At 67.0% G+C, this 2,703-nt stretch carries 2 protein-coding genes and 1 pseudogene; 1 reads left to right on the top strand and 2 read right to left on the bottom strand.

Going from position 1 to position 2,703, the window contains the following annotated elements; translation table 11 throughout:
* Together map and BG842_RS10140 are read right to left on the bottom strand one after the other, a co-directional pair.
* Positions 1 to 733: type II methionyl aminopeptidase (gene map, locus BG842_RS10145; RefSeq protein ID WP_069450647.1), on the bottom strand; the 733-nt coding region annotated here is incomplete at its 3' end.
* 64 nt (positions 734 to 797) lie between these two features.
* A pseudogene (locus tag BG842_RS10140) lies at positions 798 to 1,696 on the bottom strand (isoaspartyl peptidase/L-asparaginase).
* A gap of 147 nt (positions 1,697 to 1,843) precedes the next feature.
* Here BG842_RS10140 and BG842_RS10135 point away from each other — a divergent pair.
* Positions 1,844 to 2,551 carry a hypothetical protein gene (locus BG842_RS10135; RefSeq protein WP_069450648.1) on the top strand — a complete coding sequence of 236 codons (708 nt, stop codon included), beginning with the start codon at positions 1,844 to 1,846 and terminating at the stop codon, positions 2,549 to 2,551.
* Positions 2,552 to 2,703: the final 152 nt, after the last annotated feature.

Here is a 2,703-nt window from a genome sequence, read left to right as displayed (position 1 = left end):
GGGTAGCGAAGGGGAGCGTTCGGAACTCCTCGGTAATCTGGGAGAGCGCCTGGCGGGCGCTTCGGTCGCGGACCGAGGATTCCCGTTCGAGGGCGAAAATCTCCTCTTCGGCACCTTCGCCGACCTTTCCCGTTCCGTCCGTGGCGAACGGTTCGATGGCAACCACGTCACCGACTTGGAGTTCGACGCCGCGCTCGACGCCGAGGTTCGGGATGTTCGGCTCCGTGTGCTGTTCGTAGTGGGCGAGGCCGTGCCCCGAGAGGTTGACGACCGGATTGTAGCCGTAGCCCTCGATGACGGACTCGATTTCGGCACCGATTTCGCCGGTCTCGACGCCGGGTTCGACGAGTTCGAGCGCGGCGTCGAGCGCTTCGGCGCTGGCCTCCGCGAGTTCGTCGTGGCCCGAGAGGTCCACGGTGATGGCGGTGTCGGCGAGCCATCCGTCCACGTGGACCCCGATGTCGAGGTTCACCATGTCTTCGCCGAAGGTCGTCTCGTCGTCGATTCCCGGCGTCGCGTGAGCCGCCTCCTCGTCGATGCTGATGTTCACGGGAAACGCGGGCTTCCCGCCGAGTTCGCGGATGCGGTCCTCCGCGAACTCCGCGACTTCGAGGTGGGTCACGCCGACATCGACTTTCTCGGCGGCTTCCGCTCGCACCTGTGCGAGGATTTCACCGGCCTCCCGATGTTTTTCGTACTTTTCGGCCGAGAGGTCTACGTCCTGCTCGCTCATGCCTCGTTATTCTCCCGAACGCCGGAAAGAGTTTGCGTTACGGCGAAACCGGGCGACGGAGCGACTACCGAGTCGCTGCGGTCTGCATCGCGTCGCTGTTGAACGCACTGCCCGCATTTCCGTCCCGGTCGAGGACGATGACGCCCGCACTCGACCCGGTAAGTTCGGCGAACTCCTCGATGGCGCGGTCCGCCGCCTCCCGTGCGTCGAATCCAGATTCGAGGTGGCGAACCGCCCGCCGGGTCAGCGTCGATTTGGCGATGTCCTCACCGGCACCCGTCGAACTCGCCGCACCCGCCGGGGCCGCGTAGAAGCCGCTTCCGATTTGAGGAACGTCGCCGACCCGACCCGCGAGCGCGAGCCACCGACCTCCGGTCGAGGTGGCCGCCGCGAACTCCTCGCCGTCGTAGGCAACCGCCCCGACCGTATCGTGGTCTCGCGGGTCGCTCCCGCTCGACTCCTCCGCGGCGCTGCGCGCCGCGTTCCCCCGAACTTCTCGCGGAGCAAATCGAGGTGCTCGCTCGGCGACCCCTCGGGCGTGTCGTGGCCTGCCCACCGCTCCCGGCTTTTCTCGGTCCAGAGGTCGATGTCGGTTTCGACGCCGAAATCGCCCGCGAGGGAGACGGCGTGCTCGCCGCTGACGAGGACGTGCGGCGTCTCCTCCATGACGACGCGGGCCGCGCTGACGGCGTGTTCGACGCCGGGCATGGAACAGGCCGCGCCCGCTTCGCGGTCGCTCGTCATGATTCCGGCGTCGGTTCGGATTTCCCCGTCGCTCTGAACCGCGCCGCCGACGCCCGCGTTGAACCGCGGCGAGGATTCGAGGACGTGAACCGCCGCTTCGACGGCATCGACGACCGTCTCCTGTTCGCCGCCGACGCTCGCCGCCTCGTCGAGGACGGCCTGTCGAGGGGTCGGTTCGTCCGGTTCGCCGCCAGCACCGCCGTGAACGATGACTTTCATGCGCACCCGTCTCGCGTGTGACGGCTTAAGTCCACGTCAAACGGCAGTCCGGGTCGGACGACGACGGACGGGGAGGAACGAGGCCGAAGGCGGAGAAAATGACAACGAGACTGCTAAATGGAGTCGGGACGACGGTCCACGCGAACGATGCCGATGTACAATCGGGACGACGCGGACGGGATTCGCGTTGTCGACCGGTGGGACGACGGAATCGGCTGGCTCGCGCATCCGGAAGAGGACGGACGACGGGCGAGTCACGCGATTCGCGGCCCCGACGGCGACGTATGGCTCTTCGACCCGCTCGACGCGCCGGGTGTGGACGAGTTGGTGGCGGAACTCGGCGAGGTGGCCGGTGTGGCGGTGTTCTCGAACTGGCACGCCCGGAACGCAGGCTCGTTCGCCCGTCGCCACGACGTGCCCGTCCACCTCCCCCGCTGGATGGACCGAATCGCCGAACGCGTGGACGCCCCAGTTCAGCGGTACGGCCACGAAGTCGGAACCAGCGGATTCCACGTTCGGCGGTGTTCTCCGCTTCCCGGTTGGGACGAAGCGATAGCGTACCGGAAATCGGACGACACCCTGTACGTCGCCGACGTGCTCGGGACGGCACCGCTGTTCACCGTCGGCGAGGAGCGCCTCGGCGTCTATCTCCTCCGACGGCCGTTCCCTCCCCGTTCTCACTTCGCGGACGTCCAGCCGGAGCGAATCATCGTCGGGCACGGCGAGGGCGTGTTCGAGAGCGCGACGGAGGCGTTGTCGGACGCACTCGACAACGCTCGATGGCGGTTCCCGACGGCCGTCGCAGAGAGCGGCGGCGCACAACTCCGGGCGCTGTTCGGCGCGCTCCGAGACTGATACTCATTGCCGAACCGAGACGTGCCCGGCAACGGTGAGGACGAAAACGGCGGCGAATCCGGCGACTTCGGGGCGAACGAAGGCTATTTAGACGGGCGTTGCTAGACCCAATTACCCCGTCGAACACCTAACTGTTTAAGGGCGTATAAGGC

This window comes from Haladaptatus sp. W1, assembly GCF_001723155.1.
Lineage (GTDB): Archaea > Halobacteriota > Halobacteria > Halobacteriales > Haladaptataceae > Haladaptatus > Haladaptatus paucihalophilus.
Note: the sequence above shows the minus strand (reverse complement) of the source record. Positions and strands in the feature narration are given on the sequence as shown.

Bases quoted from the DNA above. Each gene is read 5' to 3' on its own strand.
- BG842_RS10135 (WP_069450648.1), top strand. From the start codon at position 1,844: ATGCCGATGTACAATCGGGACGACGCGGACGGGATTCGCGTTGTCGAC.